6 protein-coding genes are annotated in these 23,178 nt (G+C 74.7%); all 6 read right to left on the minus strand.

The genetic code is table 11. The features are described 5' to 3' along the window. Positions 1-34: 34 nt before the first annotated feature. From ACLJWH_RS00675 to ACLJWH_RS00700, 6 genes are read right to left on the minus strand one after another with little or no spacing between them, the layout of a single operon-like run. On the minus strand, positions 35-730 hold the full coding sequence (locus tag ACLJWH_RS00675; RefSeq protein WP_411139524.1) for a hypothetical protein: 696 nt from the start codon (positions 728-730) through the stop codon (positions 35-37). Further along, a complete protein-coding gene (locus ACLJWH_RS00680; protein WP_411139525.1) occupies positions 693-1,736 on the minus strand; it encodes a GSCFA domain-containing protein in 1,044 nt (347 codons plus the stop codon). Before ACLJWH_RS00680 ends, ACLJWH_RS00675 begins: the two co-directional genes overlap by 38 nt. A 17-nt stretch (positions 1,737-1,753) precedes the next feature. After that, on the minus strand, positions 1,754-2,521 hold the full coding sequence (locus tag ACLJWH_RS00685) for a thioesterase II family protein (protein WP_411139526.1): 768 nt from the start codon (positions 2,519-2,521) through the stop codon (positions 1,754-1,756). Between the two features lie 27 nt (positions 2,522-2,548). Beyond that, positions 2,549-11,782: an amino acid adenylation domain-containing protein gene (locus ACLJWH_RS00690; RefSeq protein ID WP_411139527.1), complete on the minus strand. Its 9,234-nt coding sequence runs from the start codon at positions 11,780-11,782 to the stop codon at positions 2,549-2,551. Further along, positions 11,782-15,906, minus strand: a complete 4,125-nt coding sequence (locus ACLJWH_RS00695) for an amino acid adenylation domain-containing protein (protein WP_411139528.1) — start codon at positions 15,904-15,906, stop codon at positions 11,782-11,784. Before ACLJWH_RS00695 ends, ACLJWH_RS00690 begins: the two co-directional genes overlap by 1 nt. Continuing rightward, complete coding sequence (locus ACLJWH_RS00700) at positions 15,903-23,147, minus strand: amino acid adenylation domain-containing protein (RefSeq protein WP_411139529.1); 7,245 nt, start codon at positions 23,145-23,147, stop codon at positions 15,903-15,905. The genes ACLJWH_RS00695 and ACLJWH_RS00700 overlap by 4 nt, the downstream gene beginning before the upstream one ends. Positions 23,148-23,178 lie beyond the last annotated feature (31 nt).

A 23,178-nucleotide genomic window follows, 5' to 3' on the forward strand; every position in this document is an offset into this window, starting at 1 on the left:
GGTACCGGCCGGTGGTGCTACGCGGGGGCGGGGGTCACAGTCCGCGCTCCAGGAGGTCGGCCAGGATCAGCCGGCCGAAGGCGAGGTTGCCGTGGATCGGGTCGTCGGCCTCGCACAGTTCGGGACGCTGGAAGCCCGTCCCGTCGGTGACGCGGGCGCGCAGATCGACGATCTCGACGCCCAGGGCGTCCAGCGCGCGGCGGACGGTCTCCTGCGCCGCGCGGAAGACCAGCGGGTCGGACTGGCCCGGCACCCGCTGCGGCGGCATCGCCGCCAGCACCCGCAGGCCCAGGCCGCGCGCATGGCGGTAGAAGGCCAGCGCGTCGCGGACCATGGCGTGGACGATGCCGTCGAACAGCCCGCTCGACAGGAAGTCCGGCGCGAGGCCACCGCCGCGGACACGGTAGACCTCCCAGTTCTCGGTGGTCGCGACGAAGTGGACGCTGAAGCCGAAGGTCGACACCAGCGGCACGGTGAGCCGGTCGAGGCCGGTCACGCCCAGCTCGGCCAGGAAACCGCGGTAGAGCGTCTCCGCCGCCGGCTTGCGGAAGACGACATCGTCCTCGCGCAGGTCGAAGAAGCCGGCGGTGAACTCGCGCCCGGCGCCGATCGGGCCGCCGCGGAACGGGATACCGGCCGCCTTCGCCGCCCGGCCGATCGGACCGGCGTGCGAGTCGCCCAGCAGCAGGAACCTAGCGGGGGTTGTAGTAGTCGAGTACGGCGTCGTCACACCAGAAGTCCTCTCCGCCGGCGGGTGTGGTGCGGTGGGCGGGCCGTGGCTCGGCCGGGCGCCGGTCGAGCGCGTCGAAGAACTGGCGCATGACGAAGGCGACACCCGCCGGCGAGACCGTGCGCAGATTCGGTTCGAAGAACACCGCCTTGAAGGGGAAGCCGGTGATCATCTCGTAGGCGGGGAAGTAGTCGATGTGGTCGTGCTCCTGGGCCAACTGCCCGGCCACGGCCCGCAGTACGGACTTGGAGTACGTGGTGGCGGTGAGCGCGTGGCCGCCGGTGGCGGTCGCGGTGAGCGGCACCGGCGACACGGTGAGCAGGACGCGCAGCCGTGGATTGGCGGCGCGGGCCAGCGCGAGCGCGGCGGACAGGTCGCGGTGCACCTCGTCGAAGGTGAAATTGTGGAAGACGTGCCGCTCGGCGTCGAAGGTGCCGAGTACGGTGCCGGGGCAGACCGGGTGGACGGTGCCGTCGCCGCGGTCCAGCCAGGCTTCGGTCAGGCCCAGGGTGAAGACGAGGCAGCTCGCCTCGGCGACGGCCGCGCGGATCGCCGCCAGCGTCGCCCGGCGCGCGGCCGCCACCTCCTCGGCCGTGGCATGGCCCGCGGGCTCGACGGCCGGGCGGAACGGGTCGAAATGGCGGCCGTCCTCGCACCAGACCTCGTCGGGCGGTGTGGCGTGGCCGTAGGCCCAGGCCAGCCACTGCCGCAGCATGGCGGCGGTGTAGATGTTGCCGGTGCGGAACGAGAACACGCCGTAGTGGCGGTCCCGGCGCTCGGCCGCGGTCAGCCCCGGTGGGGCCGGCTCGGCGTCGCGCCAGTTCATGCCCCGGTCGCGCAGGGCGCGGCCGATGTGGCGGGCGAAGCAGGAGCCGGCGGTGAGGACCGGGTCGTCCTGTCCGATGGCGAACTTCGGTGTCCACAGCTCACCGATGTCCGGTAGCTCCGGCTCGGCCACGGCGGAGCGCCAGAACGAGCGCGGCGGCAGCGACTGATAGGGGTTCATGGCGGGACCTCGGCGCGTCAGGCGAGCGGCCGCGGGCCGACGGGGCCGGCGGCCGGTGCCGCCGCCAGCAGCGTGGTGATGGCGGCCTGGTGGGAGTGGATGAAGAAGTGGTCGCCGGGGTACTCGTGCCGGTGCAGCGGCTGAGTGCTCTCGCGCGCCCAGCCGGCGGCGCGGATGGCGTCCACATGGGGATCCCGGTCGCCGAGCAGCAGGTGGAAGGGGATGTCCAGCGGCGCTTCGGCGCGGTAGACGTACCGCTCGTCCAGGGCGAAGTCGGCGCGCAGGCCGGGCAGCAGCAGCCGCATCATCTCCTGGTCGTCCAGGATTTCGGCGGGCGTGCCGTTGTAGTCGCGCAGGGCGTCGATCAGCTCGGCCTCCGGCAGATCGTGCAGGTGGCGCTCGACCGCGCGGGTCTGCGGCCCCTCGGCGCCGGACACATACAGGACGTCCGGACCCGGCAGGCCCTGGCGGCGCAGGGCGCGGGCGACCTCGAAGCCGACCAGGGCACCCAGACTGTGGCCGAAGAAGGCGAAGGGCCGGTCGGCGAGGTCCGCCACCGCCCGCGTCAGCCGGTCGACCAGTTCGTCCATATCGTCCAGCGGCGCCTCGAACAGCCGCAGGCCGCGGCCGGGCAGCAGGGCGACCCGCAGTTCCAGCCGCGTACCCAGCAGCGCCTGCCAGGGCAGGAAGGAGGCGGCGCTGCTGCCCGCGAACGGGAAGCAGAACAGGCGCCTGGCGCCCGCGGCACCGGGGGCCGGGCTGAACCAGGGGGTGGGCGTGTTCAAGTCGACCTCTTTCGTGCGTGGACGGCGTCAGCGGTTCTCGGGAACCGGCAGCAACGCCGCGTTGATGGCCTCGGCCACCGCCTGTACGTGCGGCGGCCGGACGATGTCGTAGTGCGTGGTGTCGAGGCAGTACCGGCCCGCCGGCTGCGGCAGCCGTGTCCGCCACAGCAGTTGCTGCTCCGCCGGCGAACCGAGCGTCGGCAGGCCCGCCACCGGCCGGCTCGCCAGCCACAGGTGACCGGGGGTGCCGGCCAGCCGCGGCGGTTCGTACTGCGCCATGCTCGCCAGGTTGGCCCGGCAGCAGCGCGCCAGCCGCTCGGCGTAGGCCCTCGCCTCCCGGCCCACCGGGGCCCCCGTGCCGCCCTGGCCCAGCTCGTGTGCGAAGACCGCTTCGAGCTGCGCCTCGTCGTAGTCCCGGAAGTGCCGCCCGGCGCCGGGCGGCGGCGGGTCCAGCAGATACAGCCCCTCCGCCGGCCGGCCGGCCGTCTCGGCCTCGGCCGCCATCGCCAGCGCCACCCAGGCGCCGAAGGACCAGCCGGCCAGCCGCCAGCGCCAGGTGTCGCGCGGGAAGCGTGCCTGGAGCGCGGCGTGGTAGCGCCGGGCCCGGTCCGCCAACGGCCAGGCCGGCAGGTCCGGTTGCCGGAGCGCGGGGTCGGCGATCAGGCAGACGGTGAGCCGCGGATCGAGTGCCGACACCAGCGACCGGTACGCCTGGATGTCGCCGCCGACCGGATGGACCAGGCACAGCAGGTCGTCCCCGTGGCCCTCCTGCCAGACCTCCGGCGCCACCGGGTCCGCGCCGGGCGGGCCGGCGGGCAGCGCCTCGGCCAGCCGCGCCAGTATTTCGGTGAGGCTGACCCGGTGGCTCAGCCGGGACAGTTCGAGATCGACGCCGAAGTGGCGCTTCACCTCGTCGATGAGGTCCAGCAAGGTCAGCGAATCGGCGCCCAGGTCGTAGAGCGAGGCGGCGGGGTCGAGATGGTCCAGGCCCAGCCAGTGACACAGCCGGTCGGCAAGCCGTGCGGCTGTCGGGGCCGTGGCCGTGGCTGCGTCGACGGTGGTGGCGGCCGTGGTGGCGGCCGTGGCGGCAGCCGTGGGCGCCGCGCTCGTCGCCGGTGGCGGGGGCGGCGCCGCGTAGAAACCGCGGGCCCGCTCCAGGGCGGTCGTGGAGACCAGCAGCTGCGGCAGCTGGAGGTGCAGGGCCCGCGCGAAGAGCCGCTGGCCTTCCGCCACGTCGAGGCCGACCGCCAGATGGGCCCGGTGGCGGGCGTCCGTCGGCAGGGCGTGCCGCGCCATCCCGGCCTCGCGCCAGATGTCCCAGTCGATACCGAGCCGCACCGTGGTCTCCGCCGCGTCGGCCCGGTGGCGGGCGAAGCCGTCCAACAGGCCGTTGGCGGCGGCGTAGTCGAGCTGGCCGACGCCGCCGAACAGCGCCGACATCGACGAGCAGTAGACCGCGAAGTCCGGCCGGTGGCGCGCCACCACCTGCTCGACCAGCAGGGCGCCGTGCAGCTTGGCCGCCGTTGCCTGCCGCAGCGCCGCGGCGTCGCGGCGGGCTATCAGGCCGCCGGCCGCCACGCCCGCGGCATGGACCACCCCGTCGATCCGGTGGGTGTGCCGGTCGAGCCGGGCCAGGACCGCCGCCGGTGCCTCCTCGGCCAGATCGGCCGCGCACAGCGTGACGCGGTCGGCCCACGGCGCCAGGCCGGCGGGCAGCTCCGGCCGCCGCGCCAGCAGGATCACCCGGCAGTCGGTCCGGGCCAGCAGCCAGGCCGCGATACCGCTGCCGATACCGCCGGTGCCGCCCAGGATCAGGTGGACGCCCTGCGTGGCGGGCAGCACCGAGGGGGCCGCCACGGCCGGGCTGCCGGTGGCGGCCACCGGCAGCAGCGTCGGCTGCCACCAGTAGCCCTGACGCAGCGCCAGCCGCCGGGGCAGCGCCGCGGCGTCCTCGGCCAGCACCGCCGACAGCTCCGGCGCCCAGCCGGCCGGGTCGTCGCCGGGCAGGTCCAGCCAGTGGCCCTCGACGGCGCATTCCTGCGGTGCGACCTCGCAGACGCCGGCCAGCAGGCCCAGTTCGGGCCGCTGGACGGCGCCCTCGACGGGCTGCGCCCGGTGCGACAGCCACCAGGTCCGCAGCCGCGGCGCGCCGGGCATCGCCGCCACCGCCTGGAGCAGCGCGGCGGGTGTGTCGAGGCAGGCCCAGCGGGCGCGGGCCAGCGTGTCCTCGTCCACCGCCCCGGCGACCGCCAGCGGCAGCGCGTGCAGCCAGTCGATACCGGCCCGGCCCGCGTCGGGCAGCGCGTCGAGGAGCTGCCGCAGCGAGGCGGGGTCGGCCGGGTCGACCTGGTAACCACCGTCCGCCAGCCGGGCGAAGGAGCCGGCCGCGCAGACCCGGACCACCTGGCGACCGGCGGCCTCGAAGGGGCGCCAGGCCGCCGGTGCCGACGGTGTGGCGCTCATCAGCACCACCAGGCCGGGCGCGCGGGAGGTGGTCCCGGCGGCGGCGCGGCGCAGCCGCACCCAGTGCGGCTGGTGCAGCCAGTCGGCCTCGGGCAGCCGCGCCTCGGTGCCGGGCGCGGCCGGGCCGGCCGCCGGTGCGGCCCGCGCGAAGTCGTAGTCGGCCAGTTCGAAGGCGGGCGGCGGGAAGTCCCAGGGCGCCTGCGCCGGACCGGACGGCCAGCGGATCGCCCGCCCGGCCAGCCAGGCGTCGGCCAGTTCCCGGGCCGGATGGTCCGCGGCGCGGCAGCTCGCCCCGCTCGGCGCCACCTCGACACCGGCCGCCGTACGCAGCCAGGCCACCGCCTCGGCCGCGTCCGCGCAGACCGCCGCCAGCCGCCAGCGGCGTGGCGGGCGGCCCGCCTGGAGGTGGCGCAGCACATGGCCGTACGCCTCGGGCCGGGCCGCCAGATAGTCGGCGACGCGCGCGGCATCGGCGCGCAGTCCCGCCGCGCTGCTGCTGGAGAGCACCAGGCAGGGCACGGCGCCGGGCGGCGCCGCCGGTTCGCCCGCCTCCAGCACCAGGTGGGCGTTGGTACCGCCGATGCCGAAGCTGCTCACCGCCGCCACCCGCGGCCGGCCGGGCGGCCAGGGCCGGGCCTCCGTGGGGATGTAGAACGGCGCCGGGTCGGGGCCGAGCCGCGGGTTGAGGCGGTGGAAGTCGACATTGGGCGGGATCAGGCCGTGGTGGACCGCCAGGGTGGCCCGCACCAGACCGATCACGCCGGCGGCGGCGCCCAGGTGGCCGAGCTGGCTCTTCGCCGAGGCCAGTGCGCAACGGCCGGACCCGGTCAGGCCGTACGCCTGGCGCAGCGCGCCGACCTCGACCGGATCGCCGAGCTGGGTGCCGGTGCCGTGCGCCTCGACATAGCCGAGGTCGGCGGCGTCCCGGCCGCTGCGGCGCAGTGCGGTGCGGATCACCTCGCGCTGGCCGGCCAGTGCGGGCGCGCTGTAACTGAGCTTGTCCGCCCCGTCGTTGTTGAGGGCCGAGCCGGTGATCACCGCGTACACGGTGTCGCCGTCGCGCTGCGCCAGCCGCAACGGCTTCAGCACCACCACGCCGACCCCGCTGGCCCCGATGGTGCCGCTGGCGTCGTCGCTGAACGGCCGGCAGTGCCCGTCCCTGGAGAAGATGTGCTGCGGCCGGTAGCGGTAGCCGTCCGTCAGCAGGGTGTCGACCAGCACGCCGCCGGCCAGCATCACCTCGGCGTCGCCCTGGCGCAGCAGACCGGCCGCGACATGGACCGCCGCCAGCGAGCTGGCGCAGGCCGCCTGCACGGTGAATGCCGGGCCCGTAAGGCCCAGGTGGTAGGCGGGTTTGGTGGCGAGGAAGTCCTTGTCGTGGTGGAGGGCCAGCTGGAAGCCGTCGGGCAGCTGCGCCGGGTCGGCCTCCCGCAGCATGGCCTGGAAGTAGGTGTTCTCGCCGCAGCCGGCGACGAGACCGACGCGCCGCCCGGCCGGGTCGGCGATACCGGCATGGGCCAGCGCCTCGACACAGCTCATCAGCAGATGGCGCTGCTGCGGGTCCATCAGCCGCGCCTCCTGGCGGCTGATGCCGAAATGCTCCGGGTCGAAGGCCAGCAGGCCCGCCATCTGGCTGCGGGCGCCGACCAGCCCGGCGGCGGCGTCGAAGTGCTCGATACCGAGGCCGCCCGCCCGCACCATGTCCCAGAAGGCGGCCAGGTCCGGGGCGCCGGGCAGCCGCACCGCCATACCGATGACGGCCACCGGTTCGTCGGCGGCGGCCACCGGGGCCGCGTCCCGCCGCGCGGCCGGCCGGCCCGCCAGAAAACGGGCCAGGCGGCGGACGGTGACATGCTCGAACAGGTCGGGGATGGTCAACGGCAGGCCCAGCTCGGCGGTGCAGCGCAGATGGAAGCGCATCAGGCCGAGGCTGGAGGCACCCGCGTCGAAGAAACGCTGCTCCGGTCCGATGGGCTTGCCGATCACCGCTTCGAACAGTTCGGTCAGCTGCGCCTCGCGGTCCGACAGGACGGGCGCGGCGGCGGCACGCGGGCGCAGCTCCTCGCCCGGTGCGCCCAGCGCCCGGCGGCGGTCCAGCTTGCCGCTGGGGGTACGCGGCAGCGCCGTCAGCCGGCGGAAGCGGGCGATCCGCACATGCGGCGGCAGCAGCGGCGCCAGATGGCCCGCCAGGTCCTCCGGCGTCGGCGTCGCACCCCGGCATTGCAGGCACCCCACCAGGTGCTCGCCGTCCAGCACCACCACCGCGTTGACGATCTCGGGGTGCCGCAGCAGCGCCGCCTCGACCTGTCCCAGCTCCAGCCGGTGGCCGCTCAGCTTGATCTGCTGGTCGTCGCGGCCCAGGTAGTGCAGCAGTCCCCGCCGGTCGAAACGGGCCCGGTCGCCGCTGCGGTAGAAGCGTCCGAGGCCGGGCAGTTCGACGAAGCGGGCCTCGTCGAGCGCCGCGTCGCCCAGGTAGCAGGGCGCGGCCATCGGCCCGCCGATCAGCAGCTCACCGGGGCAGTCCGGCGGTACGGCCTGGCCGGCCTCGTCGACCACCCGCAGCCAGGCGTTGGCGACGGGGCGGCCGATGGCCGGACGGTCCGGCCAGTGCGCCGGGTCGCCGTCGAGACAGAGACCGCTGACGACATGGGTCTCGGTCGGCCCGTAGTGGTTGAACAGCCGCGCGCCGGGCAGCCTGCCGAACCAGCGGCGGATGGCGTCGGTGCACAGCAGCTGCTCGCCGGCGGTGACCACCTCCCGCAGCCGCGACGGGTGGCGGCCCAGATGGACACCGTGCTCGGCCAGCAGTTGCAGCGCCACGTACGGCATGAAGACGCGCTCGATGCCGGCCGTTTCGAGGTGCTCCAGCAGCGCCGGGGCGTCCTGTCGCCAGCCGGGCCGCACCAGGTGCAGGCGGCCGCCGCCGCAGAGCGTGCCGAAGATCTCCTGGAAGGACACGTCGAAGGAGAGCGGGGCGAACTGGAGGGTGACGGCGTCCGCCGCCAGACCGCCGCTCTCGCGCTGCCAGTGCAGCAGGTTGCACAGGGTGCGGTCGGGTACCTGCACGCCCTTGGGCGTGCCGGTGGAGCCGGAGGTGAACAGGGTGTACAGCGGCCGTCGGCCGGTGTGCGGCGGCGGGGCGGGCGCGGGCGCGGTCGACAGCGTGACCGCATGGCGCGGCAGGCCGTCCGCGGCGATCGCGTCGAGCGCGGCCGGATCGCCCGGCGGCAGCAGGACGCAGAGCGGCGCCACCTGGTCCAGGATCTGCCGCAGCAGCGCCGGGGGGTAGGCCGGGTCGAGCGGCACGATGGTGAGGTTGAGCCGGGCCAGCGCCAGGAGCGCCACCACGTGCTCGACCGAGGGCGGGAAGTGCAGCGCGACGCAGCGCGGCCGGTCGTCCGCCGGCGGCAGCGGGTAGCGGTCCTGCAACTCGGCGGCCAGCGCCGCGGCGTGCGCGTCGAGTTCGGCGTAGCTCAGGCTGCGGCCGTCGGCGGTCACCAGCGCCGGCGCGGCGGGCGCCCGGCGGACCTGACGGGCGAAGCCCTCGGCGACGGTGGCGAAGGCCGGTTCGGACGCGGGGCCGCGGCCGGGCTCGGGCAGCGTGCGCCGGTAGGGGGCCACCAGCTCGGCCAGGGTGGTCTCCGTACCGTCGGCCAGCTTGTCCAGTCCCTGCCGGAACAGGTCGGCCAGCGCCGCCACCTCGGCGGGGTCGAAGTGATCGGCGGCGTACTCCCACAGGCAGTCGAAACCGGCCGCCTGCTCGACCACCGACAGTGTCAGCGGGCACTTCGCCTCGGCCGGCGCCAGCCACTCGGGGCGGGAGTCGCAGCCCGGCAGCGCCAGCGCGGTGAAATCGGTGTTCTCCAGCACGAAGAGAAAGTCGAACGGCGGGCCGTCGGCGGGGAATTCCCGGTCGGCCAGGACATCGGCGAGCGCCACGTCCTGCCGGTCCAGCACCGCCCGCAGACCGGCGCCCTGCCGCGTCAGCTGGGTACGCAGCTCCTCGTGCGGCGCCGCCGTCAGCGGCAGCAGCACCGTGTTGGTGAACATGCCGACGCTGGCCTCGAACTCCTGCACCGGCCGGTTGGCCACCGGGCCGGCGATCCGCGGCTCGGTGCGGCCGGTCACGCCGTACAGGCTCCAGGCGAACACGCTCAGCAGCAGCTGGAAGCGGGTGAGCCCCAGCTCGGCGCCCAGCCGGTCGAGGGCGGTGCGGCGGTCCGCGTCGACGGACGTGCGCAGCAGCCGGGCCTCGGCACGGGCCCCGGAACGGATCGGCCGGAGCGGTTCCGCCGCCTCGTCCAGCCCGTCGTAGTGGGCCTGGAGCGCGGCGCGCTGGGACAGATAGGCGGGGTGGCGGAACCAGTCGGCCTGCCAGACGGCGAAGTCGAGCGGGGTCGGTACGGGGGCGCCCGCGTCCGCGGCGGTCGTGACCGCGCCCGCTTCCGCGCGCTCCTTCGCTTCCTGCTCTCCCTGTTCTCTGTCGCCGTCCGCGCGTGACGCGGCCGCGTAGTCGGCCGAGAGCTCGTGGAACAGGACGTTGAGCGACCAGCCGTCCACCGCGATGTGATGCAGATGCAGCAGCAGTACACCGCCGTCGTCCTGCGCCAGCCAGCACGCGTCCAGCAGCCGGGGCCGCGCCAGGTCGAAGGGGGTGGCGAAGAGCCGGTGGGCGACGGCGCGCCAGCCGGCCCCGGCCCCGGCGCCGTCCGGGGCCGGGCCGGGCTCCGTCCACGGGTCGTAGGGCTCGGCCACTGTCTGGCGCAGCCCCTCGGGCGTGGCCGCGAAGGCGGTCCGCAGCGCCGGATGGCGTGCCACCAGCCGCCGCAACGACCCCCGCAGCGCGGCGGTGTCGACCGCGCCGCGCAGCCGGAAGGCCAGCCCGACGTTGTACGCGCACGACCGCGGCGTCCGCTGTTGCAGCAGCCACAGCCGCTGCTGCTCGGCGGTGGCCGGCGCCGAGCGGGCCCCCGCCGGGGCGGGCGGGGCCGGGTAGGGCGCACCGTCCGCGGTCCGGCCCGCCGCGACCGCGGCGGCCAGCTGCGCGAAGTCCCCCTCCAGGACCAGCGCTTGCGGCAGTTCGCAGCCCCAGCGCCGCCGGACCTCGAAGCGCAGCCGCAGCGCCTTGAGTGAATCGCCGCCGTGGGCGAGCCAGCGGTCGCCCGGCCGCAGCCCCGGTACGCCCAGCACCTCGCCCGCCAGCTCCAGCACCTCGCGCTGTTCGGCGGTGGCGGCCGGGCCGGCCACCTCGGCGCCCCGCCAGGGCGGGTCGGCGCGCCGCAGCAGCGCCGCCCGGTCGACCTTGCCGTTGGCGTTGAGCGGCAGCGCCTCGACCAGGTGGACCCGGTGGGGCCGCATGTACGGCGGCAGCCCGGCCGCCACATGACGCCCGAAGTCCTCGAAGGACAGGTCGGCCCGGAGCACCAGGTAGGCCACCAGCTCGTTCACCCCGGTCGCCGCGTCGCGCCGGGTGCAGACATAAGCCTGCTGCACCGCCGGGTGGGCCACGATCTGCCGTTCCAGCTCGCCCGGTTCGATGCGGAAGCCGCGGACCTTGACCTGGCGGTCGGCGCGGCCGACGTACTCGATGTGGCCGGCGGCGTCGCGGCGCACCAGGTCGCCGCTGCGGTAGTAGCGGCCGTGGCCGCCGTCGTACCAGGGCAGCCGCACGAAGCGGCGCGCGGTCTCGTCGGGCAGGTTGCGGTAACCGGCCGCCAGCGCCTCGCCGGCCAGATGGAGCTCGGCCACCTCACCGGGCTCGGCGAGCCGGGTCCCGTCGGCCACCAGCAGCGCCTCGGTGCCCGGCAGCGCCCGGCCGATCGGCACCACCGCCGCGTCGAAGTCGCGCGGGACGGGATGGCACAGCGCGAAGGTGGTGGCCTCGGTGGGCCCGTACACGTTGTGCAGCCGGGTGGCGCTCGCGGCGTTGTCGCGGTACCAGCGGTGGATCAGCCGGGCGTTGAGCTGCTCGCCGCCGACCAGTACCTGGCCGGCGTCGGCGAAGCAGTCCGGCACCTTGTCGACCACCGCGTTGAACAGCGCCACGGTGATGAACAGGGTGTCGATGCGCTCGCGCCGGAGCACGGCCGCCAGCAGGTGGGGCGTCTGCACCGTCTCGTCGTCGAGGACCACGCAGCAACCGCCGGTCAGCAGCGGTACCCAGACCTCGAAGCTCAGCGCGTCGAACGCCGGGTTGGACAGCCAGGCGTAGCGCGCCGCCGCGCTCAGCCGGATGTAGCCGGGCCGCGCCAGCCGCAGGATGCCGGCGTCCCGCACCTCGACGCCCTTGGGCCGGCCGGTGGTGCCCGAGGTGTAGAAGAGGAAGGAGACGGGTGCGGCGGCGAACGGCGGCGGGGGAGTGGTGCCGGTGGCCGGGCCGGTGCCGAGCAGCGCGGACACCGCCAGCGGTGCCACTTCGTCGGGCAGCCCGTCGGGCGCCGCCTCGCCGTGGATCAGCGCCATACTCGCCGAATCGGCCAGGATGTGGCGGCGGCGCTCGGGCGGGCTCAGCGCGTCGAGCGGCACCACCACCGCGCCCAGCCGCAGAATGCCGAGCATGGCGCAGACCAGTTGCCACGAACGGGGCAGGCAGACCGCCACCGCCTGGCCCGGCCGCACACCGTGGCGGTGCAGGGACCGGGCGACGGCGGCGCCCGCGGCGTCGAGGGCGGCGTAGTCGAGGCACCGGTCGCCGTCGACGAGCGCGACGGCGGCGGGGGTGCGACGGGCCTGGGCGTGCAGGCTGTGGGCCAGGCCGGGGGCGGCGGAGCCGGCCGGTGCGGGCGATCCGGTTTCCATCATGACTCCTGCGCCAGGGCCGCCGCGGTCCGCCGGGCGGCGGACGGCAGCGGACGGGATACCGGGAAGCGGGCGAGTTCGGAACTGATCAGCGCGGCCACCCGGCGCACCTCGGCGGTCTCCAGCATTTCCCAGTGGTCGCAGGGCACCTGTTCCACCAGGAGTTCCGCGTCCGCGCGGCGGCGCCAGAAGGCGCGCACCGCCCGCAGGTGGTCGGTGTCCTGCCCGTCCGCGACGGCCTGGAGCAGTACCAGCCGGGCCGACGACGACGGCGCCGGATAGTCGCGCATGGTCAGCCGGTTGTGGTTGTAGATGTGGAAGTACTGGTCGATCTGCTGGTCGTCGATGCCGGGATACATGCCGTTGAACTTGACGAGCTTCTCGCGGAACTCGGCCATCTCCACCGGTTCGATCAGGGCCCGCCGGGCCGGGTCGTCGGTGCCCTGGGTGTCGAGCAGCACCACGCTCAGCTCGGTGTGGCCGGCCGACGCCAGCCGGCGGCCCATCTCGTGGGCGATCAGGCCGCCGTAGGAGAGCCCGGTGAGGACCAGCGGCCCGTCGAGCAGCGGTTCGATGAGCTTCAGATAAGCCTCGGCCATGGCCTCGACCGTGGGCAGGGGCGTCTCGCCGGGGTTCACCCCGGGCGACTGGATGCCGTGGACGCCGTAGTCGTCCGGCAGCGCCTTGGCCAGTGACAGATAGCAGAAGGCGGTGCCACCGGCCGGGTGGACGCACACCACCCGCCGCCGGCCCTCGCCCGCGCGGAACTCGATCAGATTGCCGGGGGGCCGGCCCGAGGCGCCCTGCCGCAGCCGCCCGCCCAGCTCCTCGATGGTCGGGTGCAGCAGGATGTCGCGGATCGGCAGGGTCTCGCCGAACGCCTCGCGGATGGCGTGGGACATCTTGATGGCCGAGATGGAGCTGCCGCCGATGTCGAAGAAGCTGTCGCGGATGCCGATGTCGGGTTGCAGCAACAGCTGCTGCCATATCTGATAGAGCGTCAACTCGATATGGTCGCGCGGGCTGGCCAGGTTGACCTGGACGGACCCGCCCTCCCGCGCCCGCAGCAGCAGCGCCGCCCGGTCGAGTTTGCCGTTGGCGGTCCGCGGCAGCCGCGGCAACTCCACGAAGAGCGCCGGGATCATGTAGCCCGGCAGCCGCTGCGACAGCGCGGTGCGCCAGGCGCCCGGCGCCAGCGGTGGCGCCGTGCCCCGGCCGACGCCGGCCACCAGCCGCGGTTCACCGGCCGCGTCGCGGTCGGCCAGCACCGCCGCTTCGCGCACCCCGGGCTCGTCGAGCAGCGCCGCCTCGATCTCGCCCAGCTCGATGCGGAAGCCGCGCAGCTTGACCTGGTGATCTCGGCGGCCGAGGTACTCGGCATCGCCGTCGGGCAGCCAGCGGGCCAGATCGCCGGTGCGGTACATCCGCGCACCGCGGACGAAGGGGTCGGGCAGGAAGCGCTCGGCGGTCGGGCCGGGACGTCCCAGATAGCCGCGGGCGAGTCCGGCGCCGCCCAGGTAGATCTCGCCGGCCACCCCGACCGGTACCGGTTCGAGCCGCTCGTCGAGCAGGTAGAGACGGGTGTTGGCCAGTGGCCGGCCGATCGGGCACTGCCGCGCCAGCGGCCGCGGGTCGGCATAGGCGGTGCTGTAGACCGTGGTCTCGGTCGGCCCGTAGCCGTTGAGGACGCGCAGGCCCGGCAGCAGCTGCCGGATGCGGTGCAGGCCCTCCTCGGGCAGCGGCTCCACCCCCACCAGCAGCTGGCGCAGCGCCAGCCCGGCCAGCCGCGCCGCGGGCGCTTCGTCGATCCACTTGACGAAGGCCGGCGGCAGATACGCCTGCACGATGCGGTGGGTGCGCAGCCAGTCCATCAACGCCTCGGGATCGGCGCGGAGTTCCTCCGGCACCAGGTGCAGTACGCCGCCGCTGGTGAGCGGCAGCAGGATCTCCTGCACCGACACGTCGAAGCCGATGCTCGACCACAGCGCCGCCGCCTCACCGGGCAGGGCGCCGAGCCGCGTCAGCCAGTGGTCGAACAGGTTGGCCACGCTGCCGTGCGTCACCGCCACGCCCTTGGGTCGACCGGTCGAGCCCGAGGTGTAGATCACGTAGGCCAGACCGGCGGGGTGGCACACGACGGCGGGCGCGTCGTCGCACCGTCCCTCGGCCTCGACCGCGGCCAGCGACCGCCAGCCGGGCGGCGGCGCGGCGGCCTCGCTCAGCACCAGGGCCGGCCCGGCGTCCGCCACCATGCCCGCCAGCCGTTCCGCGGGCAGGGCGGGGTCGAGCGGCAGATAGGCGGCGCCGGCCTTGAGGATGCCCAGGATGCCCACCACCAGCTCCGCCGAGCGCCGCGCGTGCAGGCCCACCACCTGGTCGGGACGGACCCCGCGGGCGACCAGGGCCTGCGCCAGCCGGTTGGCGCGACCGTCCAGCGTGGCGTAGTCCAGCCGGTCGTCGCCGCAGACCAGCGCCAACTGGCCGGGGCGCGCCCGCACTTGGGCCGCGAAGCGCTCCGCCAGGCCGGCCGGCGCGGTGCCGTCCTGTCCGGTGGCGTTCCAGTCGTGGAGCTGGCGCCGCCGTTCGGCCGTGCCGAGCAGCCGCAGGGCGCCGACCGGCCGCGCCGGTCCGGCCGCCACCTGCTCCAGGAGCCGTACGTAGTGGCCGGCCATCCGGGCGACGGTCGCGGCGTCGAACAGGTCGGTGTTGTACTCGAAGGAGAGCTCCAGCCCGTCCGCGTCCTCGGACACCTCGACCGCGAGGTCGAACTTGGCGGCCCCGGCGTGGGTCGGCAGCGGCTGCATGGTCAGGCCCGGCAGTTCCAGCCGGCCACGCGGCATGTTCTGCAACACCAGCATCACCTGGAACAGCGGTGAATGGCTGGTGTGCCGCTCCGGCCGGAGCGCCTCGACCAGCTGGTCGAAGGGCAGGTCCGGGTGGGCGTAGGCGTCCAGGACCTGGTCGCGCACCTGCGCCAGCAGCGCCTCGAAGGACTCCTCCGGGTCGAGGTGCTGACGGATGACCAGGGTGTTGACGAAATGCCCGATCAGGTCCTCGGCCTCGCGGTGGCCGCGGTTGGCGAAGGGCGTGCCGACACAGATGTCGTCCTGGCCGCTGTAGCGCCACAGCAGCACCGACAGCGTCGCCATCAGCGTCATGAACAGCGTCGCCTGGCCGGCCTGGCCCGCCGTGTGCAGCCCGCGGGTGACCTCGGCGCCGACCGTCACCGCATGGCGCTGTCCCCGGTAGCGCTGCACCGCGGGGCGCGGCCGGTCGGTGGGCAGGGCCAGCAGGGTGGGCGCACCGGCGAGCCGGCCGGTCCAGTGGTCCAGCTGGCGCGCCAGTGCCCCGTCGTCCAGCTGACGCCGCTGCCAGAGCGCGTAGTCGGGGTACTGGACGGGCGGCTCGGCCAGCGGTGAGGGCCGGTCCTGCGCGTAGGCGCCGTAGAGCGCGCCGATCTCCCGCACCAGGATGCCGATCGACCAGCCGTCGGCGACGATGTGGTGGACATTGAGCAGCAGGCGGTGCTCGTCGGCGGCCAGCCTGATGAGGCGGCCGCGGAAGAGCGGCCCGGCGCTCAGATCGAACGGCACCCGGGCGTCGGCCTCGGTCTCCCGCCGGGCCCGCACCGGCCGCTCGGCCGCCGGCAGCGCGCTGAGGTCGGTGACCGGCAACGCGACCGGTCCGGCGGGCCGTACGCGCTGCCACGGCTCGCCGTCGACGCTGCCGAACACGGTACGCAGCGCCTCATGACGGCGCGTCAGCTCGGTGAGGCTGCGCGTCAGCGCCGCCACATCGAGGGCGCCCTTGATGTCGATGGCGGCCGGATTGTTGTAGAAGGGATTGCCCGGCGCCAACTGGTCCAGGACCCACAGCTGACGCTGGGCGAAGGACAGTGGCAGCGGAGCCGCCGGGTCCGGCCGGCGGACCAGGGTCCCGTCCGCGTCGCCGTCGCCGTCCTGGCCGGTCAGGATGGCGATCAGCTGGCGCTTGTGGCGCTTGAGCGCCGCCAGCAGCTCGGGGGTCAGGAAGCCGCGCGGCGCCTTGCAGCGCAGCCTGTCGCCGTCGACGACCAGGGTGATGGCGTGCCGGTTGAAGAGATCCAGCAGTGCGTAGGCGTTCAAATCTCGATGTCTTCCATCTCGTCCCGGCCGGAGGTGTGTACCGCGTGCCCGGCCGGTGCGGCCGCGAGCGCGTCCGGTCCGCCCGGCGGGCGGCGGCCGCCGACCATCGAATGGACCAGCCGGTGCGTGGGCCCCAGCTCCAGCAGCGGATCGAGCTGGGCGGTGTCGAGGGAGCCGATACCGCACAGGCCCAGCCCCTGTTCCGGCGCCGTCATGGTCAGCAGCTGCCCCATGGCACCGGCCTCGATCTGGCAGAAGCCGAGGCTCCGGTCGCCGTAGAGCGGCTGGATCGCCGCCAGTTCGGCCACCAGGAACAGCGCGAACGCCGCCGCCTCGAACAACGGCCGGTTGACGAAGTAGTCATAGGCGTCGGGGCTCAGCGTGCGGCCCCGGCCCAGCGCCACCAGCCGGTGCCGGCCCGGGTCGTAGTAGTACGCGCCGCCCGCCACCCCGGCCACCCGCCCCGGCTTGACGTAGAGATACGCCTGCACCGGATAGCTGCCGCCGGCGGAGCCGTAGAGATACTTGCGCCCGCCGTGCAGCTCGTACTGCGACAGACAGGCGAGCAGCCCGGCCAGCGCCGCGGCGTCGACGGGCTCGCCGCCGAACTGCCGCACCGAGCGGTAGTCGGCACAGCGGCGGGCGAGGGCCGGACCGTCCGGCGCCGGCAGGGCGAGGTCCGGTACGTCGTCGCCGAAGCTGCGGCCGCCCCGTCCGCGCGCCGTGAACTCCTTGCGGGCCGCCGGATCGTCGAGCACCGCACCGCCGTCGCCCGCGCCGGCCGCGCCCGCCGCGGCGCGCTGCGCCTGCGCGGCGATGGCCTGCTGCCGGACGTGCTCGCGGTACATGCCGAGCAGGTCGGCCAGGGTCGGCTGCCGCATCAGCTGCGCCAGCCGCGGCCGGAAACCCAGCTCACCGGCGAGCGCGTTGCCGATGCGCACGATGTCGATCGAGGTGGCACCGAGGTGCAGCAGGTTCGCGTGCGGCGCGATCTCCGCCCGGTCGAGAACCTTCTGGACGGTCGCGACCAGGCGGCGCTCGGCCGGATCGTCGAGCTCCGGCGCAGCGGCCTCCGGCCCGGCCGCCGGTACGGCCTCCGGCGCCGGCTCGGGCAGCCGGCCCCGGTCGACCTTGCCGTTGGCCGACAGCGGCAGCACGTCGAGGAAGGTGAACGACGCCGGCACCATGTACGCCGGCAGCTTCCGCGACAGGTACCGGGCCAGCGCGGCGCCGTCGGCTCCCGCCCCGCCCGCCACGACGTAGGCGGCCAGCCGCTTGTCGCCCTGGGCCGCACCCAGAAGGCGCAGTACGGCGCTCTCCACCGCCGGGTGGGTTTCGAGCGTCGCCTCGATCTCGCCCAGCTCGACGCGGTAGCCGTGCACCTTGACCTGGCTGTCCTCGCGGCCGAGGAACTCGATGGTGCCGTCGGGCAGCAGACGGCCCAGATCGCCCGTGCGGTAGAGCCGCTCGCCGGTGGCCGGATGGCTGACGAAACCGGCCGCGGTGGCCGTCTCGTCGCGCCAGTAGCCCCGGGCGAGGCCGGCCCCGCCGATGTAGAGCTGGCCCGGCACCCAGGTCGGCCGGGGCCGTAGCGCGTCGTCGAGGACATGGCACCGCTGGTGCTTGAGGGGTTTGCCGTAGGGGATGCTGCGCCAGGCCGGGTCCACCTCGCCGATCGGGTGGTGGACCGACCAGATCGATGCCTCGGTGGCGCCGCCCAGGCTGTCGATCCGCACCGCGGGCAGCAGTCCGCGCAGCCGCCCCGGCAGCGTCAGGGGGATCCAGTCGCCCGACAGCATGGCCAGCCGCAGTGACGACGGCAGCGGATGGCCGCCCTCGGCGTACTCGACCAGCATGCCCAGCAGCGCCGGCACCGAGTTCCAGACGCTGACCTCGTGGGCCCGCAGCAGTTCGAGCCAGTGGGCCGGGTCGCGCGCCGGCTCGGGCGCCAGCGTCACCACCGCCGCACCGGCCGCGAGCGTGCCGAAGATGTCGTACACCGACAGGTCGAAGTGGAGCGCGGAGAGCGCCAGCACCCGGTCGGCCGGTCCGACGGCGAAGCGCTCGTTGATGTCGAGCAGGGTGTTCACCGCACCGCGGTGGTCGATCATCACGCCCTTGGGTGTGCCGGTGGAGCCCGAGGTGTAGACCACGTAGGCGAGGTCGGTGCCGGACCGCGCGACCGGCTGCCAGTCCGGCCCGCCCTCCCCGCAGGCGGCCCGGTCGACCACCAGGCACTCGACGTCCCCGGGCAGTTCCGGCGCCGCCGGCCGGTCCGGGCCCACCAGGGCCAGCCGGGCCTCGGCCCGCTCCAGCAGGTGCGCCACCCGCTCGGCCGGCAGCTCCGGATCGACCGGCAGATAGGCGCCGCCGGCGTAGAGGACGGCCAGGGTGCCGGCCACCTGCTCCCAGCCGCGCTCCAGCAGCACCGCCACCAGCCCGCCGGGCCGCAGACCACGGGCCTGGAGACGGCCGGCCAGCCGCTGTGCCTCGCGGCGCAGCGTGCCGTAGCTCAGCTGCCGGCCGGGCGCGAGCACCGCGGGCGCCTCCGGCGTCTCCCGCGCCCGCCGGTCGAACAGCTCGTGCATCAGGGGCTGCGCCGGCGGCTCCGGCAGGGCCGGTGCGAAGCGGGCGACGGGCAGCAGCGCGTCCGGTGCGGCGTCCCAGGCTTCGGGCTCCGCGAGCCGGGTCAGCAGCGCGCAGTACGCGGCGAACATCTCGGCCACCATGCCCGCCGGGAACAGTTCGTCGATGCAGTCCCAGTTGAAGTGGAGCCGGCCCTCGGACTCCATGAGGGTGTGGTCGATCCACACCTGCGGGGTCTGGGTGATGCCGTGGACGGTGGTGCCGCCCAGCCCGGCCTCCAGCCCGCGGCCGTCCGCCTCGGGCGCCAGCTCGCTCAGCGTGCTGTTGAACACCACCGGCATGGCGGTCTGGCGGGTGCCCCGGGCCTGCGACAGCTCACGGGCGACCTGTACTCCGCTCACCGCGGCGTGGTCGATGTCCTGCCACAGCCGCTCCTGCACCGCGCGGGCCTGCGCGGCGAAGCCCTCCTCGGCCGTCACCTCGACCTCCAGCAGGACCAGCGAGGTGAAGTCGCCGATCACCGCGTTGATGCCGGGGTGCAGCGGCAGCCGGTTGAACAGCGGCAGGCTCAGGGTGAAGCGCGGCCGGCGGCTCCACCGCGCGAGCACCTGGGCGAAGGCGGTCAGCAGCAGCACCGAGGGGGACAGCCCGTGCTGGGTGGCGAGGTCCTTCAGCCCGCTCCAGCGCGCGGCCGGCAGGACCTGCTCGTAGCGGGTGAAACGGGGCCGTTCGACGGTCTCGGGCCGGCGTACCAGCGGCAGGTCCGGCGCCGGAGCCAGTTCGGGCGCCCGCTGCCGCCAGTAGCGCAGCGCGCGGGCGTACCGCGGCGTCTCGCGCAGCGCCCGCTCGGCCAGCACATAGTCGCGGAAGTCCACGGTCAGGGGCGGCAGTTCGGCGTCCGGGTCGGCGTAGCGGTGCATCAGCTCGCGTTCCAGGAGCCGGCTGCTGGCGGCGTCGACGATCAGCGCGTCGAGGCTGATGTGCAGGCGCACCTCGTCGTCGAGCAGCGTCAGCGCGAACTCGAACAGCGGCCAGCGGCCGGCGTCCAGCAGCTGGTGCGACATCCGCTCGCGGGTCTCCGCCAGCCGCGCCTCGACGGTGGCCGGGTCGAGACCGCGCAGGTCCACGCGCGGCATCCGGTAGGGCGGCACCGTCTCCAGCACCTGCTGGGTGCCGTCGCCGTGGAACACCGCGCGCAGCATGTCGTGACGGCCGATCAGCCCGTTGAGCGCCGAGGTGAAGCGCTCCTCGTCGAACTCGCGCACGGCGATCTCGCGGTAGCCGTGCGCGCCGACGCCGCCCAGCTCGATGGCGGACTCGCGGCCGACCCAGTACGCCTGCTGGATGTCGGTCAGCGGGAAGGGCCTACAGCGATCCGCCGGGGCGGGGGTGAGCTGCGGGAACACGAAGGCCGCCGCGGCGTCGCCCGCACCGCGCGCCAGCTCGGCCGTGAGGTCGGCCAGCACCGGATTCCGGAACAGGCTGCGCAACGACAGCTGTGCCGACATGCGCTGGTTGACGAGGTGGATCAGCCGGGTCGCCAGCAGCGAATGGCCGCCCAGGGCGAAGAAGTCGTCGTGCACACCGACCCGCTCACGGCGCAGCACCTCGGCCCAGATGGCGGCCATCCGCGCCTCACGTCCGTTGCGCGGCGCCTGGTAGGCGGCGTCGCCCGCCTGCTGGCCGGGCGCCGGCAGCGCGCGCCGGTCGAGTTTGCCGTTCACCGTCAGCGGCAGCCGCTCCAGCGCCACCCAGCGGGTCGGCACCAGGTGCTCCGGCAGCCGCAGCCGCAGTTGGTCACGGACGGCCCGCACGGTGACCTCGCCCACGACGTAGGCGACCAGGTGCCGGTCGCCGGGCGCGTCCTCGCGCAGCAGCACGGCCGCCTCGCGCACCCCGGCCACTTCCTGGAGCACGCTCTCGACCTCGCCCGGCTCGACCCGGAAGCCACGCAGTTTGACCTGGTCGTCGGCGCGGCCGGCGAAGTCGACGGTGCCGTCGGCCAGCCGGCGCGCCAGGTCGCCGCTGCGGTACATGCGGGCGCCGGGCCCCGCGAAGGGATCGGGCAGGAACTTCTCGGCGGTGAGCGCGGGCCGGCCGAGGTAGCCCCGGGCCAGGCTCACCCCGCCGATGTAGAGCTCGCCGACCGTACCGGCCGGCACCGGCTCCAGCCGCGCGTCGAGGACGTAGAGCCGGGCCTCGGCGATGGGCCGGCCGATCGGCGGCAGAGTCGGCCAGTCGGCGGCGTCGGCGCAGGTCAGGACGTGCTGGCTGACCACATGGGTCTCGGTCGGGCCGTACTGGTTGTAGAGCCGGGCGCCGCCCAGCCCCGTCAGGCAGGCGCGCAGTTCGTCGCTGACGCGCAGCGCCTCGCCGGCGGTGATGATCTCGCAGCCGAGCGGTGGCCCTGGGATGGCATCGTTGTCGAGGACGGCGATCTGCTGGAGCACCGCCGCGGGCAGGAAGGCGCGCTGCACCGCCTGGCCGGCGAGGAAGTGCCGCAGCCGGCCCAGTTCCCGGTGGCGCTCCGCACCCATCAGCACCAGGGTGGCGCCCTGGCAGAGGGTGCTCCAGATCTCCTGGAACGAGACGTCGAAGCTGACCGAGGCGAACTGGAGCACCCGGGCCGGTGCCGGGCTGTCCGGCGCGGCGTGGTGCAGCTGCCAGTGGATCAGGTTGTCCAGGCTCCGCCAGGTCTGCGCCACGCCCTTGGGCCGGCCGGTCGAGCCGGATGTGTAGATCACATAGGCGAGGTGATCGGGCAGGCGTGGTACCACCGGGTCGGACGCGGGCGCCGCCGCCCAGGCCGCCTGATCGGTGTCGAGGCAGAGCACGGGCGGTGCGTCGGCCGGCAGGGCCGGGCGCAGACTCGCCTGGGTCAGCAGCAGTGCCGGCGCGCTGTCCCGCAGCATGTAGGCCAGCCGCTCGGCCGGATAGGCCGGATCGAGGGGCACATAGGCACCACCGGCCTTCAGGATCGCCAGCAGCCCCACCACCATCTCCAGCGAGCGCTCGGCGCAGATCGCCACCAGGGTGTCGGGACCCACACCGTGCTCCGCGAGGTGATGGGCCAGCCGGTTGGCCCGCGCGTTCAGCTCTCCGTAGCTCAGCGACCGCCCCTCGCAGACCGCCGCCACCGCCGTCGGCGCATCCGCCGCCCGCGCCTCGAACAACGCCTGCACGGTCCGGCCGGCCGGGAGCGGCGCGGTGTCGTCCGCCCACCCCACCAGTTCGCCGCGTTCCCGCTCGTCGAGGAGGGGGAGGTCCGCCGCCACCGCGCCGGGCCGCTCCGCCATCCGTTCCAGCACCCGCCGCAGATAGTGGGCGTGGCGCTCCACCGTCGCCGCGTCGAACAGCGCACTGGCGTAGTCCAGGGTGCCGACGATGCGGCCGTCCTCCTCCGCCAGCGACAACGTCAGATCGAACTTGGCCACGGTGTAAGGGGATTCCAGCGGCGTCACCTCGACCTCCGGCAGCGCCAGCTCGCCGACCTCGTTGTTCTGCCAGGCGAACATCACCTGGAACAACGGCGTGTGCGCCAGATCGCGGACCGGGTTGACCAGCTCCACCACCTGCTCGAACGGCAGGTCCTGGTGTTCCATGGCCGCCAGGGACACCCCGCGTACCCGCTTGAGCAGCTCGGCCACCGTCGGTGTACCGGAGAGGTCGATGCGCAGCGCCAGGGTGTTGACGAAGAAGCCGATGAGGTTTTCGAGTTCGGCGCGGCGGCGATTGGCGGTGGGCGTGCCGATCACCACGTCGCTCTGCCCCGAGAGCCGCGACAGCACCAGCGCCCAGCCGGTCAGCAGCGTCATGAACAGGGTGCTGCCGTGGCGCCGGCTGAAATCCTTGAGCGCCGCGGTCAGTTCCGCGTCGAAGGCGAGCCGCAGCTGTCCGCCGCGGTAGTCCTGCTCGGCCGGGCGCGGCCGGTCGGCCGGCAGGGCGAGCAGCGCCGGGGCGTCCGCGAGGGCCTTGCGCCAATAGGCGCCCTGGCGGGCCGGCCCGCCGTCGGACAGCCACTGCCGCTGCCAGGCGGCATAGTCGGCGTACTGCACCGGCAGCGGCGGCAGCGGGTCGGGTCCGCCCCGCCGGAACGCCGTGTAGAGCACGCCGATCTCCCGGGCCAGCACGCCCATCGACCAGCCGTCCGACACGATGTGATGCAGCGTCAGCAGCAGTACCTGGTGGTCCTCGGTCAGCGCCACCAGACGGCCGCGGGCCAACGGCCCCCGGGCCAGGTCGAACGGCGCGGTGGCCTCCTCCCGCTGAAGGGCGGCGAGTCGCGCTTCGGCATCCGCCTCGCCGGTCAGGTCGTGGACCTGCAAGGGGAAGCCCGCGCCGGGCGGGTCGATCCGCTGGCAGGCCGCACCCGCCGCGGGGACCAGCCGGGTACGCAGGACCTCGTGACGGGCGACCAGGGTGTCCAGCGCCCGCGCGAGCGCCGCGCGGTCCAGCGGTCCGTGGAGGCGGACCGCCTGCGGCATGTGGTACGCCGCGCTCGCGCCCTGCATCTGCGCCAGGAACCACAGCCGCTGCTGCGCGAAGGAGAGCGCCAACGGCGCGGCGCGGTCCGCCAGCGGCTCGATCGCGGTCTGCTTCGGCGTCGCCCGGGACTGCCGGGGGGTCACATCGCGGAACGTCTGATTCGTCGGCAAAGCGGGCCCTTTTCCTCTGCGGGAGGGTTGT

This window comes from Streptomyces sp. x-80 (assembly GCF_046549095.1).
Classification (GTDB): Bacteria; Actinomycetota; Actinomycetes; order Streptomycetales; family Streptomycetaceae; genus Streptomyces; species Streptomyces celluloflavus.

What these genes read in the sequence shown, in the direction of transcription:
- ACLJWH_RS00690 (WP_411139527.1), bottom strand. Translation starts at nt 11,782, where the DNA reads ATGGAAACCGGATCGCCCGCACCGGCCGGCTCCGCCGCCCCCGGCCTG.
- ACLJWH_RS00680 (WP_411139525.1), bottom strand. Translation starts at nt 1,736, where the DNA reads ATGAACCCCTATCAGTCGCTGCCGCCGCGCTCGTTCTGGCGCTCCGCC.